7 protein-coding genes and 1 pseudogene are annotated in these 15,793 nt (G+C 40.9%); 1 reads left to right on the forward strand and 7 read right to left on the reverse strand.

What is annotated here, in order from left to right:
- Positions 1–79 (reverse strand): annotated as a pseudogene (locus DW915_RS16190) (IS200/IS605 family transposase); the annotation flags it as partial.
- A 95-nt stretch (positions 80–174) separates the two neighbouring features.
- Positions 175–444 carry an ATP-binding protein gene (locus tag DW915_RS15155; RefSeq protein WP_242856692.1) on the reverse strand — a complete coding sequence of 90 codons (270 nt, stop codon included), beginning with the start codon at positions 442–444 and terminating at the stop codon, positions 175–177.
- Between DW915_RS15155 and DW915_RS15160 the strand changes: the two genes are divergently transcribed.
- Complete coding sequence (locus DW915_RS15160; RefSeq protein ID WP_243030608.1) at positions 437–1,438, forward strand: relaxase/mobilization nuclease domain-containing protein; 1,002 nt, start codon at positions 437–439, stop codon at positions 1,436–1,438. The two genes, DW915_RS15155 and DW915_RS15160, sit on opposite strands and share 8 nt — an antisense overlap.
- Before the next feature lie 163 nt (positions 1,439–1,601).
- Here DW915_RS15160 and DW915_RS15165 read toward each other — a convergent pair whose 3' ends face one another.
- From DW915_RS15165 to DW915_RS15185, 5 genes are all read right to left on the reverse strand, one after another.
- Positions 1,602–2,303: a pilin N-terminal domain-containing protein gene (locus DW915_RS15165; RefSeq protein WP_118601329.1), complete on the reverse strand. Its 702-nt coding sequence runs from the start codon at positions 2,301–2,303 to the stop codon at positions 1,602–1,604.
- Positions 2,287–3,141, reverse strand: coding sequence for a class C sortase (locus DW915_RS15170; RefSeq protein ID WP_118601328.1), 855 nt, complete (start codon positions 3,139–3,141; stop codon positions 2,287–2,289). The genes DW915_RS15165 and DW915_RS15170 overlap by 17 nt, the downstream gene beginning before the upstream one ends.
- Before the next feature lie 137 nt (positions 3,142–3,278).
- Positions 3,279–5,048: a SpaH/EbpB family LPXTG-anchored major pilin gene (locus DW915_RS15175; RefSeq protein ID WP_118640998.1), complete on the reverse strand. Its 1,770-nt coding sequence runs from the start codon at positions 5,046–5,048 to the stop codon at positions 3,279–3,281.
- Positions 5,049–5,163: 115 nt separating this feature from the next.
- Complete coding sequence (locus DW915_RS15180) at positions 5,164–14,058, reverse strand: Cna B-type domain-containing protein (protein ID WP_118742420.1); 8,895 nt, start codon at positions 14,056–14,058, stop codon at positions 5,164–5,166.
- A gap of 21 nt (positions 14,059–14,079) precedes the next feature.
- Positions 14,080–15,534 (reverse strand): Rrf2 family transcriptional regulator, encoded by a 1,455-nt coding sequence (locus DW915_RS15185; protein WP_118601325.1) that lies wholly within the window; start codon positions 15,532–15,534, stop codon positions 14,080–14,082.
- Positions 15,535–15,793 lie beyond the last annotated feature (259 nt).

Genomic DNA, 15,793 nt, shown 5'->3' on the forward strand with positions numbered 1-15,793 from the left:
GTCTATATTTAGGACACCATACTACATGGTATTTGCACGAATAGACGACATTGTTGTTTAATTTATATGTTGTATTCATGTTTGTATTATACTATATTTTTTCATTTAATACAACCACTATTTTGTCCATCTCAATTACTTGCGTAAATTCGATGGACGCGTCTTATCGAATTCCTAAAATCTCGGCTTCGAAAGTCCATACTCTTCTGCAGCATTAAGGATTCTTTTTATTCCGCTTCCCCATGCTTCTACAAGTCCCATCTGACTGAATATATTGGTAATGCCTTTATTCCGGATCTTCGAATGACCATTCATGACTTCCTCATAAGTTAATCCGTTATATAATCCACCCGGAGAAGTCACCTCCAGTCTTTCATCATAAACTGCGACCTGAATATAAGATTCATCCAACAGGTTACAGTGACAATGGGCGTTAATGATCATTTCCAATAAGCGGAGCTACCATAAAATCTGCCGGATCAGTAATCGCATCTGCCAAGAAAATGGACTTGCCACCAGTATGCCAACCGGAGAAAAAGGAAAAAGCTATAAAGAGAACATGGAATATCATCATGGCACCAGTTGGAAAGTCAAGCTACGTGTTGCAGTTGATAAGGCAATCTGGACTTCCATCAACTATGAGGAATTTCTACAAAAAATGCAGTTAGCCGGATATGAAGTCCGCCAAGGAAAACACCTGTCCTTCCGTGCACCGGAGCAGAAGGACTTCACTTACATGAAATCTCTCGGAAGTTATTATAGCGAAGAAAATATCCGCATCCGTCTGGCAAAAAATCGTAGCAAAGTGAAAACTCCAAAGCATCTGTCCAGAGGTGCTCGCCTGTATATCAATATTTCCACTTATGTTACAACCGGCAATCGAGAAGGATTTGAACGTTGGGCAAAACTAAATAATCTAAAAGAGGCAACCCGCACCTTCGACTATCTTTCTGAAAATAATCTGCTGAATTATGAAGATTTTCAACAGCATGTTTCTGATGTTGATGCTTCTGTTAAAGCGGCTGAACAGAGAATAACACAAATCAACAATGAACTGAACACGCAGAAAGTCATTCAAAAACATTGTGATTCTTACCGGCCCTGCCGTAAAGTGATTGAAGATTGCAAATCTGCTAAAAATCCAAACGCATACCGGACCAAACATCAAGCAGAATACCAACTCCACGATTCACTAAAAAAAGAGCTTCAGGATCTCGGTGTTACCAAAATCCCAAGCTCTAATAAAATCCAGAAGCGGATAGAAAATCTTGAATCTGAACAGGCTGCTACTGTCCGTGAAAAGCAGGAATTACAGAAAAAGCAGAAGACACTGGATATCATCAGACAGAATTTCACAGCACTGCTTAATTCTCCTGAGATCAGTTCAGACTTACTTCCAGCAAAACGGGAACCTATTTCTGTCACAAGAGATAAATAAGATTGCACTGGCAACTCACTCATTTTCTTTCAAATCTTCCCATGGTTTAAAACCCATTTTCTCCCAGGTGACGCCATACGGTGCACCTCCGGAGGTATTTGTTTTTGGATTATGACAGTTATATAACGAAACGAAAAGACCGGGATTTCCCGATCTTCTCATATTATTTATGGGATTTTCTTTTGCATATACTAAATATGATTAAGGATATTCCCATTAAGGAAAGCCACATAATTACATTCGTATCGTCTCCCGTTTTTACATTTGGAGTATGACTGCTATTATCACCTGATGGTTCTTCTGAAACTGGTGGCGTATTCGTGGTAATTGGTGGTATCGATTCATTTTTAAATTTAGGCTCTGCCGTTACATTCCAAATTATCTGACCATCATAATTACCTGGAACTGTTATGATAAAAGGTTCGCTTTGATATACTTGATTTCCAATTTGTGTTTTTTGTGTCTGCACAAAAAGATACACACCTTTTTCCAGATCTCTGTACATAACTTCTCCATCGGAATTGGTCTTCCCTGATATTCCTTGGATGCCGTTATCCTGTACATATTTTCCCAGTTTTTTTGCAGCTTCTGCCTGAGCAGAAGAATCCTCAAAATCAAATATGACTCCAGACTTTGCAAACTCACTCACTAATGCCCATGAATTATTTTTATATGTTCCAACCTGATACATCGTAAATTCAATATTACTTAGCTTATATACCGTGGTCTCATCTTCAACAGTTGCTTTTAATAATATACTTCCCTGATCATTCGCAGACACAGGTAACGGAATGAGGAGTAAAAGCATACACATCACACTGGCCATACACATATATATTCGCTTATGTTTAATTATTCTGCTCATGTTTTTTCTCCTTCCTGCGTTTATGAGATTTAATGCTCACCCATATGATGATCAAAGCAACAATTCCCCCAATCAATAGAATCAAATTGAATGGAATTGTATGATGAAGACCAACTTCCTCATCTATCTTCTGTGCCTCTTCATACGGAATTCTGGTGCCACGTACAAGCAGTCTGTGTGTATTAACTGCATAAGGAGTGCATGTGACCAGCGTTACATAATCCTTGCCTTTTTCAATTTGTAAAGCATCTGTATCTGATGGCAATACTGTCAGAATCTGATCCACCTGATAGGCAAAGGTATGATGAAGAACTTTAATATAAAATACATCTCCAACCTCCATCTTGTTCAGGTCGGTGAATATCTTGGCATTTGCAAGTCCACGGTGTCCGGATAATACCGCATGACAGCTCTCACCGCCTACCGGAAGCGAGGTGTTTTTCAGATGTCCTACACCTGACTGCAGTACTTTTTCGGATGTTCCATGATAAACCGGAAGAACAACATCAAGCTTTGGGATATCAATATATCCCATCATTCCAGTATCATCAATTTTCAAAAGTTTGTTATACTCATCATCTTCTGTCTGGTTTTCATTGCTTTCTGAAAATGGATCTGCTATGGAACCAATTCCGATCAGGCTTTCGTTGTAGTCCTGTGCCTGCTTGATCATTGCATTTTCCTGTTCTTCCGACAAATGCGAAACTTCCTGTTCATAATCTGTAGCAATGGTTGTGCTGTTCATCTGATTAATGTAATTACTCACTACCGGATACAGGATTAAAGAAAATGCCATCAGATATCCGATTCCTCTTAGTATTTTTACTACTTTCTTCATAATACCTTTCACCTTTTCGTCTGTTTCTTCTGAAATATCCAGTCCACACTGGACATTTCAGAAAAAGCAGACATCCTCCCGGTACAATACCGGGAAGATGAACTGTCTTTTTATCCATTCTTAAACTTCAGAATGTCTTAGTTTTTTGCTTTCTTTTTGCCAAAAGCTTTGCTTGCTGTTAATACACCGAAAAGAACGATACCAGCCAGTGTTACCATGAGGGCACCCTTGCTACCAGTAGATGGAAGCTGTGCACCTGTTTTGTTTTCTACAGCTACTTCTGGAGAAGTTTTTGTATCTTTAATTTCTTTACCTGTTGTTGTAGTTCCATTGTATGTGTAATCAACTGAATAGCTTGTCAGTTTTCCGGTTTTTGGATCATAGTTTGCTTTAATCTCAACCTTGATATCGCTGAGAAGCTTATTGTATCCTTCTGGTGCTTTTGTCTCTCTTAAGTAATAAGTTCCAGCATCAAGACCTTTTACAAGTACTTTTCCGTCAGCATCGGATACAATTTTTGCAGAAGTAAAGCCTGTTGCTTTAGCTTCATCGGCTGTTGCCTGACGGTATACACCTTCTCCTTCGTCTACAATATTAACCTTCGCCTGTTCATCTGCTGCAGTACCTTCTGTGTTTCCCTTGTAAAGCTCAAATTCTGCCTTTGCAAGTGCAGTCTTATCTTCTTTATTATTCTGGTCTTTTAAATAATATTTATAAATTGTAAAATCAAAAGTATGTACATCTACGATGCTTGGCTCAGATGTACCTGTTCCACCTGTTGTCGGGTCATTACTGTATTCAACGACCGCCTTGTTGGTATTTGGATTCATACCGATTACAGCATCTTTGTTTAAGGTTGCAGTGTAAACAACTGTGATTGTCTCGCCTGTATGATTCTTATAGGAATTATAGAAATCATTTAAGGTAACTGTTAAAGTACGTTTAGCCTGGTCATATGCAAGTGCGTATGTATTAGTTCCTGATTTCTTAGCAGTAAGTGTTGTATTTCCAACTTTTACAGATAGTACTTCTTTTAAGTCCAGTCCTTTGGACAAAGTATCGCTAAATTTAAAAGTATAAGAATTATATCCTGTCATGTCCGGCACTTTAGAAGTCAGCTGATAAGTGACAGTATCGCCAATTCCAAAATCTCCAGCTTTCTTTTCATCTGATTCGCTGTGTGGTGCGATGGTATCTTCAGGATTATTCTCATCGTCCAATTCCATCTGATGGCTGCCATCCCATGAAGCATCTACAATAGCACCAACTGTAATTCCGCTTCCACTCTGTGCCGGAATGATTTTCTTGTCTACTGTCGGGTAATTGCTCTTCATGTTAATTGTAGCTGTATCAGCTGTAATGCTAACTAAAGATGCTGCAGATGTATAAGTCTGATTTCCTGGTGCTGTGGAGGTATCTGTTGCTCCTTTTGGATAAACTAAATAGTATCCATATGCTAAATCAGAAACTACTGTAGAAGTTGCTGTCGTATTAACTGTTTTTGTTGCTGTAATATGGTTCTTTGAATCTAAAATCCATCCAAGCACATCTTTAGCAAATGTTTTCGCTGTAGCAGCCTCTCCATTTGCTCCGACCTGTTCTTTAACATAGTTATATGCCGCTTCACTTAAAGCTTCGCCTGTTAAACTTTCAGATCCTGGAATTCTAGTATTATTCTTAAAAAATCCTTCATATGCACTGTTCAGTGTATATGCTACATTCTCGCCACTTTTTGTTGCTGTAAAAATCTGATACAGATCCAGAGTCTTTCCTTCCACTGTATTGTTGACTGTCAGGGTTCCTTTTGGAGCATCTGCTGCATCTGCTGCAAATGCAGTCATGCTCATGGACAGTATCATGGTCATTGCCATCAGAACTGCCATAAATCTTGATACTAATTTCTTCATGTTCCTCTTCTCACTTTCTTTTGATTTTTTATTGGTTCGCTTGGGATTCCTTCAGCTTTTACGGTGGAAGTTCCCCACGCAGCCATATCTCTCTCATGACTCTACTCCCCCTTTCCTACATCGTCTGTTTCCGTTTCCTTCTGCGTCCGGTATAAAGCAGGAACGCTAACAACAAACCACCTGCTACGATGAACATCATGATGCCTTTTCCGCCAGTGTCCGGAAGAAGTGCAAAATGTCGGTTGATAATCGTGAAGGTAAATCCATCATCAGAGCTTTTTATTGTAGTTGTATATCCGTTTATTTCCGTTTCCGTAACAGAATATTCATAATAATGCGTTTTGTCAGCATCATCTTTTATGTAGGCTGGAAGAGTTTCAATCACTTTCTGCCATGTAGATTTTGAAATATCACCTTTTATTTCATAGTTTTCATATCCCGGCACAACTTCTGTTTGTTTTGTTCCTTCCGCATCCGTCCAGCTTCTGGAAATTGTGACCGTAATAGAGTCTGGTCTGAGATTGTCCATATTTCGGAAATCTTTCCAGACTTTGTTTATCGTCAGGTTTACATTCTCATCACATGGATCCTGCGTATCAGACGGTTCCGGTGATGTGCTGTCACCTGTATTGACTGTCGTTTTGGCATCTGACATCAGAACAGCTTTTGCATCTGATATATATGCATTCAGATCTGCTGTTTCAGAAGAATCTTTTGTTGCCATAACTGCATTCTGCAAGGTGTTATACTCATCTACCTGCACGACATGTTTTATCGAGAAGATACTCCATCCATTTTCCTGACTGAACGTATCTGTCAGAAGTTTAGAATTCTTTTTGATCTCATCAAAACTAATCGCCGGTTTTCGGTAGATACGATAATTGTTATTCTCGCCTTCTACACCTGCTTTTGTATTAAAGTCATATGCAGAGTCCAGATCACTTTTTCCGCTGAATGGTCCCACCAGCTTAGATGTTCCACGGACCACATCGCAGTAATACATATTGTTATTCTTCAGCAGTCCTTCATCGTTGTATCCAACAAAACCTCCGCTTCGTCCATCATTTGCAGAACCATCCGCATCATTTCCTGCTCCGCCTGCATAGACATCATATCCTGTACTAATTCCATACACACTGCTGTCCGTGATCTTTGTCCTGTTTGCCTTGATCAGATTGATACTGATATTAGACTTTACATCATTATCTTTTGTTATGATTCCATCTTTATCACAAGGAAGCTTGATGGATGAATCTCCGATCTTGATGATTGCAAGATCTGTCTGTTGATTATTTTCTGTCGACTTTTTAGACAGCCCGACAGAAATATCCAGTCCCAGCAGATTCACATGGAGAAGATTTCCCTCATACAGTGCATCAACCTTCACAATTCCAAGATTGATATGCAAAAGGTTGGAATCCTGGATCTTATCCAGATATAACGCCTGTACAAGCTGATTCAGAACTACGAGCAACGCATCCACCACTGTGGAATCCAGTTTTACATCCGCTAGATAGGCAAAGCTTGTTCTTCCTGCGAAGCCACCAGCTGTTCCACCGGATTCTACCAGTTTCAGGCTGTTTTCCTGATTTTGAGCATCTCCTGCATTACAGCCTGACATTCTGGCAAGATTTGCGTAGCCGATAAATCCTCCCGCAATCTGCTCATCTCCGCCTTTACTCTGAACAGTATAACCTCCAGGTATGCCTGTCACACTGCTGTCATCAATGTGGGAACCGAAAATATCCAGAACGCCGAGGGCACCGCCCAGGAGCTGTCCTGCATTATCTCCCAGCACATCCAGCTTCTCCATTTTTACAACTCCGCTTTTTCCGGAGTATCCTACAAAACCGCCGACGCTGTTTAGTCCAGTTACATAATTTAATCCCATTACGCTGCTGTTTTTGACAGAGCCATTTAACAGGGAACCGCCAAATCCTCCAGCCGTTCCGCTATATGTTACTTCATTATTCTGGCCTGATTTTGTCGCTGTGTTAGCACTGACGCCAAGCCCTGCATCTGGACTTCCTGTGACATTTCCGTAATATACATAACTTCGGAACGCATCCAACACATCGGTTTTTCCAAGTTTTAAAAGATACTGTAATACCGAGGTCTCATTACCTGCACTAATGTTTGCGGCACCGGAAACATCCGCAATACCGAAGCATCCACCGGCATATTCACCGGCTACTACGGAACGAATCTTGTCTGCACGGATTCCGCTTCCCGGCGTATCCTTCTCGCCGAGGACCGCTCCGCAGAGACTTCCTGCAAATCCTCCTGCTGCTTTTGCGTACCCGGTATTGCTTCCATTTTGATAGGTTCCGTTTACGATCACGCCCCAGTCATCCCAGGCTGACACAGATGCACAGCGGATGGTAGAAACAGTAGCATTCAGAACCTTAATCAGTTCTGCCGGAGCATTTACCATAAGAACATCCAGAAGCTTATTCAAAAGTCCCTGCTTTGTAGCTGTATCAATAGCTGCCACACTACCTGGATCTACTTTTCCAGCAAAACCGCCTACATAGGAAGTTCCATCTACACGCCTTAAATTTGTGATACTGCAAGAGGTATTTTCATCTCCCCAGATCTGACCGCCGATCATTCTTCCCACATAGCCTCCGGCAAATCCTGCCAGGTCTTTGTCTGCAATACCGGTTGCTTTGATCCTTGCTCCGGAACGATATCCGTCCACATGGGACTGTTTTACAACCGGCACAAAGGTTTTTAATGCCGCCAGACCGTCTGCACCGATAATCTTAAGACCTGCCAGTGAAACGTCACCTGTGTTTGCCACAGAACCGGTAAGCATCTCACCCGCAAATCCACCGCTGCTTCTGAAGGCTTCCACTGACTGAAGATCTGTTGCAGTTCCATTTGTCACGGTACCGCCTTCCATACGGCCTACATAGCCTCCGGCAGAACCGCCCTGTGTTGCTTTACTTGCCAGAATGCTCCTTCCTGCTGTGACTGCGTATCCATATGCATACTGAGAAATGATCTCATTTAACTGTTCTTGATCATTGACTTCACCAAGTGCCTGTAATTTATTACCGTAACTTCCATAAGAACCGACAGCACCAACCCATTTGTTCCAGGTATCCGTATCCAGTCCACGAAGCGGTCCATAAACAGCTGTATTCTTTTCTGTCGGATACACCGCCTGAAGAAGCGTCAGCGGATTATCTAGTTTGATAAGACCAAATAAAACCTTCAGACTTCCTGTATCTGCAACATTCGCACACCGCATCAGTCCTGTATAACCTCCGGCATATTCCGTTCCATATACGGAACGGATACGATAGGCCGCACATTCTCTTACGGTTCCTGCATATGTAGAGCCTTTCCAGTTATCCGTATTGTTTCCCCAGATCTGACCGCCATAGTTGTAACCTGCATATCCTCCTGCAAGTCCACGGTAAATGCTGTCATCACTTTCAGCCTGAGCCCTCACAGCACCTCCACAAGGTACACAGGTTGTTTCACTGTTTTTGATCACAGGAACAAATGCCTGTAAAACGCCAAAAAGATTATCTGCCTTGATCAGTCCTCCAAGAGCACTTAATCCATCTACCACATCTGCCGCACTCCCCGGCTCCATGGTTCCAACATATCCACCGGCACTTTCACGCCCTATGATATGTGCAAAATTATAAGAATTACTATTCTGAATCTGAACTCCAAGAAGTTCTCCTGCATATCCACCGGCTTTTCCGGTATCACCATCTCCATCTGTTGCAAGAACATTAAATCCGCCTGTTGCTCCGTAAACATCTGAGCTGTCTATGATAGATGCAACTACGGTCAACGCTGATAACAGATTTGAGGCAGAAAGTACCTTATCCAGAACGCTTGCACCTCCGATAGCCGCCGTACTTCCCATAGCAGCTTTCCCAATATAGCCGCCGGCATAACGATAACCATTTACCGCATATGCACTGTCGCTTCCGTAATAACTGCTACCATCTTCCTGCTGCAGATTCTTTGGCTCACTGACACCTGTATGCTGCAATTTATTTACATCGGAATTGCTGATCTGTACACCAGTTCCGCATCCGATAAAGCCTCCGGCACTTCCGGCATCCGCATCGTTGGTGCTGTCTTTTTCAAGAGTACCTGTAACGGTAACAGTAAACCCTTTTTCTACAGAATTAACACTGGCATTACTGATCACCGGAACAAAAGCATTGACCAGGGATAGTAATCCTGTCAGATCAACCAGTTTTGTAAGAATTGATGATTTAGCTCCAATCTCTGCAACTGCTCCAGCTTTTACAAGACCTCCGAACCCTCCGGCATAACGAAGGCCTTCTACTTTCAGAAGATTTTCTACTGCCGTTCCTTTTCCGGAATCAACAGCATTTGCTGAATTATCTACATGACCGCTCTGCATCTCTCCAACGAAGCCACCTGCATAGCCTTCTGCGTTTTCAAATCCGCTGTCAGCCGTAACTGTCAAACCATCTGCGGTACCAGCAACTTTGCAATTCGTAATTTTGCTGGATGCCGCCTGAAGGACACTTGCCAGCTCTTTCAGACTCAGGATCTTACCAAGGACACTATTCAAAAAATCTCCTGTGGCATCTCCTGCCTCCGCTGCACTTCCGGAGCGCATAATTCCGATATAGCCACCGGCATGATATGGTGCTGTGACTTCTTTTACATTGGTCACATCAGAATTCTTAACCATGACTGCTTTTCCATTACCGATATAACCCCCGGCATCTCCAAGAGCCACATCATCATTTTTTCCGGATGCTGTTACAACTAAGCTGTCTCCCTCAATAGAAGAGTCGGAAATTCTCGGATAAGCCACATCCATAACACTGAGAAGCTGATTTACATTTAAGAGGCCCAGTAACTTAATAGAACCTGTCTGTGCCACATCACCAGGCATCAGCCTTCCTGCAAAACCACCGGCATAGCTGGTTCCCTTTATATAAGAGAGTCCGGTAATATTTGTTGTTGCAATCGCACCAGCCTCACCTTCGGTTGTTCCATCCTCACTATTCGTGTCTGCTTTGAATCCGGAATTGTTGTTTCCATAGTTGATATCTACTGCCTGTCCGTCTCCCACAAAGCCGCCCGCCATATCAGCGGATACCTGAGGGTCAGAACCATTCGAAACATAGGCAATAGAAGTATTATTGAACTCCGGTCTCAGGGCACTGACAACTCCAAGCAGATTCTCTAATTCAATTCCTGTCAGTTTTGATGTAGTGGAATCTCCAGCACTTAATGCATCTCCGGCTTTAGCAAAACCTGCAAAGCCTCCGGCTTTTCCTGATGTTGCAGATGCAGTAACAGTTTTCAGGTTGCTGATCTTAGTGTCCCTTGCTCGTCCACTAATGCATTCTCCAATAAAGCCACCACTATAACCTTTCTCATTGCCAGTAGACACACTATATCCTGACGAAACACCTGAAACAGTGCTGTCAACTGTAAACGTCTCAATCATCTGCCCTACAGAAAGAAGGCTGTCAATTTTCAAAAGCGGTAATCCAAGAAGTTTAATACCACCAACATTAGCAAGAGTACCACTTCCGAAATATCCGGCAAATCCTCCTGCACACTTTCCAGCCGTTACAGAATTCAGATTTGTGACGGATGTTTTCCTTACTTCTCCACCTGTTCCATAACCGATAGCACCTCCGGCACGACCATTCTCCTGATTTGACGCAGTAACTGTAAGTCCCAAAGAGCCTCCGTTTACGGAACAATCTTTACATTCAAAACGCATGTAGTCTGCTGCTGTAACTGTTCCGCCAAGGACATCACTGACACTGGTCATTTTAGCGTAACCTAAGATTCCTCCAGCATTCTCTGTTGCTGAAACAGACATGCTTTCTGATGCAGTAATACTATTAGAATGCTCATTAAAACTGTAAGAAATACTGTTTTTTGCAAGCATACGATTCAAAGCTTTTGTAGTTGATTTTGAACCATCTGCAAGTTCTGAAGTATTAGAAACCTGAACAGCTCCGGCATATCCTACAAGTCCGCCGGCATATTTGCCACTGGCATCTAAGGATATCGTACTTCCGTCAATGGTACATCCGCTTATAACAGAAGGGCGAAGTCCCACCAGGTTCAAAATATCCATATCCGTAATATTACCGTTCAACAAACCTGTAAGAAGTTTTTTCACAAGATCAAGAAGACCTTTATTTTCATCAATAGATGTAACAGCACCAAGGGTTGCTAAGCCGGCAAATCCTCCGGTATAATCTTTTCCGGACACTGTACCAAGAGAAGAAATACTGCAGTTCACGGCATAACTGTTACGCATTTCTCCTATAAATCCACCTGCATAACCACTTTCCTTACCAGAGCTTCCTGTCGCAGATACATTTGCACTGCCATTAATGCTACATCCAAGCATTACTGTATTGACCGGGAAATCAGCTATTTGGATTCCCAGATGATCCAGTGCACCTGCAACAACTGCATTGGAAGCACGACCAATAAATCCTCCTGAGTAATCTGTACCATTAACACTCTCAGTACCATTAACTGAACATCCAGTCATTACAGCACCTATTGTTTCACCAGCAAATCCACCTGTATAATTCTGCCCAGATATCGTATCATTGCCAGATACTGAACAATTGCTGAACACCGGATTCACATAGCCAATTGGAATCAGGTTTCCAACACTTAGAACGCCTCCATTCAAAAGCGTTGTAATCAGATCCCCAAGACCTAATACTGGAATCAAGTTTAATAAAGTACTAAGTGCGTCCGTTACTCCTTTAAGCACTCCTGAAAGGGCTTCATATTTTGTAATACCTGAAATGTACCCGACAAAACCACCTGTCCAGCTGTTTGCATTAGACACTCCTGATAATCCTTCTACATGACAGTCTGATATTTGTACGTTTCCTTTTACAACACCGGCAAAAGCTCCTGTTGAAAAAGATTTTGGATCCTTTTCCAACCCACTTGATAATCCCAGGATTTTTAAAACTCTGGTCAACACTACACCAAGCAAACTAAAATCTTTTTTAATAGAATTCGTTGTCGTTGATACAGAAACTCCTGATAAGGTAAGATTTTTTACGACAACCTGTTTTGATGAAATCTGTAATGAACTGTCATATGGGGTCGATAAACTTCTGAAAAATCCAACACCATATTCCGTGTCCGAGCTACTTCCATTTGAATAAGCACTCTGATTAATTGCTGTGTCCTGTACCATCTTTACATTACTGATTTTGACATTAGCACCTTCTGTCATTCCCTTGCGGCCTTCCATATTTCCCTGGAAGTTCTTTATAGGAGTCCAGTTATCATCTTTCCCATTAGAATTAGTCCCTTCTTTGGAAAGATCAATATCACGAAAGATAATATAATTCGCATCCTTACTGTATTTATATCCAGATCCTGCAATATTGGTATTGCTACTTTTGGATGTATCATAGGTAAGGATGTAAGTTTTATTCTCGTCAACCGTTATACTTTCCGGAGTTGTATCATCAGTAAAATCACTTTCGTCACCATCACTTGTAAAAGCATCTATATCATCACTTTCTGACTCAGCTACTTCCTCACTTTCTACCGGAGTCATATCAATCAAATCTCTGTCTTTTACAGTTGCACCTGCTTCAACAGATGCCGCTTCGGAAGCACTGGCAGTACTGTCTGTCGCAGTTACCGTCATATCGGCTGACTCCTGAATAGTACTGCTCACATATACATAACGCTTTGTAGCTGTTGTGCCAGCTATATCCAAGGATGAATTATCCAGATATTCTGTTTCTCCCAGCTTATGGTCACCTTTTTTATTTCCATACAATTCTTTTCCAGACCAATTATATGTATCATTAAACTTTACAATATCCGCATCACCCGGATAATACAGTTCTGTTTTGTATGTCTGTGTATCAGCTGCTGGTTTCCAGGCTGTATATCCACTCAGTGCGCCCCCAAGTATTCCCGGCTTTTTCTCTCTTGTTTCATACACTCGCCAGATTGGCTCTGTCACATCCGTATCTGTTCCGATTGCCCGAAGCTGTGTTTCATTTCCAATCAGAATATAATTTTTATCACCAATCTTTTTTACCACCTGACCGAAATAATTTCTTCCTTCATAGTCGGACGGATATGCGCTAGTAATATCCTGAGTTGTCTCCTCTGTCCCAGCCTTATTTGCAAGAAGCTCCGGTGTTTCTGTTGTAAATGAAGAAGCAAGCACATAATTATGTGTTTTGCTGTAAGTAAGATAGGAACCATCTTCCAGTGTAAAAACCTGTCCCATTCCAACTTTTTCAGCAATATAATCCTCGCTCATTACAGGTTCGCTGTCTGAAGATTCCCCTTTCATCAATTCAAGCTGGTATCGGTTATACACATAAATCGTATCAGTCACTGAATCATATACTGTGTTGCCCGTGCGCTCTGATGATGAAGTGATGCTACCTGTAAAATCTGATGGGAAGTTCCAGACATTTTCATTATCTATTGGAATATCATTCATCAAACAATAGGAAGCGTCTGATGCATAGGTAAGTTCTGCACCATCTGCAAGAACCTTATCCCCTTCACCAACATTTCCATCTTTGTCTCCGGAAAACATCTGTGTTCCTGTACCGATTTGCAGAAGTTGCTGGTAATTGTAGATACATATTTTTCCATCTTCATAATCTGGATTTGCTTCTTCCAAAGTATCTGAGGTGTTTTCATCCTCGATAATTGTTTCTTCTCCATCTGTAAATCCTTGATCTTCAGAATTACCAAATTCCTCTGTTACTTCAGAACTAATATCTGTATTTGGCTCTGATTCTCCTTCAAAAGAATCAGGAATATCACTTTCCGTGATATCAGATATTTCAGATGTATCACTGCTGAAACCATCCTGTTCCGATATATCTGTAATTTCACTATTGGTCTGCACATTCATTCTTTCTGAATCTTCAGCATTCGCAACTACGACTTGCGAAGATAATAATGTAACACACAGAACAACTGCTGTAATTCGTCTTAAAACACTCAATTTCTTGTTCATAAAATCGCCTCAAATCTTCTGTCATGCTTGACTTTTTGTTACTTTTAACCACTCTGGCTGCTTTGCTGCCGCCGTCAAGCACTGGATCAGTTTTTTAGAAAACGCTCCGCATTCACCATTTGAAATCATCCGTATCGCCTCTTCTGGTTCATATTTTCTTTTGTATGGACGATCATTGATCAATGCATCGTAAGCATCAACAATCCCAACGACCTGTGCGCACATCGGAATCGCATTCCCTTTTAAACCGTCTGGATATCCTGATCCATCATATCTTTCATGGTGGTGTCTGCATATTTCATAGCTATATTTGTTCAGCTTTTCCGTTGTTATCCCCTCTGGGAATCTCTGGGTCATCGCTGCACCTACTAATGGATGTTGTTTTACTACATTCATTTCTTCATCTGTCAACTTTCCATTTTTATTCAAAATTTCAATTGGTACTTTTATCTTTCCAATATCATGAATCGGTGCCAAATGGGCTACTGAAGCAATTTCTTCATCCGTAATTCCATATTCCGGATAATTCTTCTGCAATTGAAGATATACCTGTTTCGTATAGAAGCTGATATCGTCTTGATACCCTGATTCAACTAACTGATTATGATTCAATACAGTAGTTAAAAGTGATACCATATCCCAATACTGCTTTGCCATATCCTGTTCTTTCTTTACGAGTTCCTGTTCCATCCTTATAACTGTGTTCTGGACAATCTTCTCATTATGTAAGGTAATAATTGCAGTATTCTCATTTGCATCTATATATTTTTTTGCTTCCATCCAAACATATGCATTCTTATCTTTTCCAGTAATTCTGCGATACGGAAGATCTTTTTCCATACATCCATCAACTAGTCTTTCTTCTAATCCTTCACTTGATAAGAAGTCATGAACCATTTTTTTATCAGAAGTATACACATATCTTTCTATATATTGATTTATGAACTCTTCATAACTTTTTGTTTTCCTTACTTTCTCATACACTTCACGGATATGTGAATATACACACTCGTAGCTTTTTTCTTTCAAGTTCAGTTTTAATACAACATAAAATCGTCCAAAATATTCATCTTCTCCAGGACGGATAACGTCTGAAACCTTTACGCTCTCTAATTTATTATTGTATGTATTCTGCAAACTCAACAATATTTTATGTATCTTGCAGGTATCTTCTAAATTTCTGGGACAAAAACGATCTTCTTCCAAACAACGATTAATTGCCATTGTTTCCTCTACACACGATATAATATCCATTAAAGAAATGTTCTCCGGTTGTTTTGCCAGCATATAGCCACCATTTATACCTTCACAGGCATTGACTATTTTTGCATCTTTCAGTTTTTTTGCTATTTTAGGAACATAATTAGCAGAAACATTTAGCTTCCGTGACAATTCTGATGTAGATACCATCCGTTCCTGTGCCGCTAAGTAACATACAATTCTAATTGCGTAATCTGTCGAATTTTTCAGTTGCATCGTTATCCCTCTAATCTAAACCCTGCGAGGTCTTAGTTTATATCAAAAAAAATATCAAAATTTGATATCTTCAATATTTTTCGCTGATAATCTTTCTCATCAAGTGTGATATTATACGCTATTAAACTTAAAAATATAATGCACAAAGGATGAAAAATTTTTAACGTTTTTTTATTCAAAGTGCTCCATTTGCGATTAATGGTAAGCGCAAAATATTGCTACATTACTCATGAATTACGCTTGCACCAAAATGATAGAT

This window comes from Blautia sp. AM42-2 (genome assembly GCF_003480245.1).
Classification (GTDB): domain Bacteria; phylum Bacillota; class Clostridia; order Lachnospirales; family Lachnospiraceae; genus Fusicatenibacter; species Fusicatenibacter saccharivorans.

Coding starts and splice junctions, on each gene's coding strand:
- DW915_RS15160 (WP_243030608.1), top strand. CDS start 437: ATGATCATTTCCAATAAGCGGAGCTACCATAAAATCTGCCGGATCAGT.
- DW915_RS15155 (WP_242856692.1), bottom strand. CDS start 444: ATGATCATTAACGCCCATTGTCACTGTAACCTGTTGGATGAATCTTAT.
- DW915_RS15165 (WP_118601329.1), bottom strand. CDS start 2,303: ATGAGCAGAATAATTAAACATAAGCGAATATATATGTGTATGGCCAGT.
- DW915_RS15170 (WP_118601328.1), bottom strand. CDS start 3,141: ATGAAGAAAGTAGTAAAAATACTAAGAGGAATCGGATATCTGATGGCA.
- DW915_RS15175 (WP_118640998.1), bottom strand. CDS start 5,048: ATGAAGAAATTAGTATCAAGATTTATGGCAGTTCTGATGGCAATGACC.
- DW915_RS15180 (WP_118742420.1), bottom strand. CDS start 14,058: ATGAACAAGAAATTGAGTGTTTTAAGACGAATTACAGCAGTTGTTCTG.
- DW915_RS15185 (WP_118601325.1), bottom strand. CDS start 15,534: ATGCAACTGAAAAATTCGACAGATTACGCAATTAGAATTGTATGTTAC.